This is a genomic window from Alkalibacterium sp. m-11 (genome assembly GCF_054658155.1).
In genome coordinates this window covers 1-252 of the sequence record NZ_BAAGIR010000612.1, presented here as the reverse complement: position 1 = coordinate 252, position 252 = coordinate 1, and the positions used below count along the sequence as shown (strand labels likewise).

Genomic DNA, 252 nt, shown 5'->3' with positions numbered 1-252 from the left:
CCCTCCTGGAGTACGTGTCTTAGTCGACAACCTAATTGTACCATATGGGGGGGTCCTTTTTTCTATGTTTTAAAAAAGTTGATTTATCAGGTGTTAAACACGACAAATAATTATGAAATTGGCTCAGATAGAGAACTGGAAAGAAGAAAACATAAATTTGCTCGTTATGCCGACGACTTCGTTATTTATGTCAAAAGCAAACGTGCAGGTGAACGAGTAATGGAGAGCATCACCAAATTTATCGAAGAAGAT

General features: G+C 37.7%; 1 pseudogene. It reads left to right on the top strand.

The annotated features are described in order from the left end of the window. Positions 1–126 precede the first annotated feature (126 nt). A pseudogene (locus ACYQ2O_RS13715) lies at positions 127–252 on the top strand (group II intron reverse transcriptase/maturase); the annotation flags it as partial.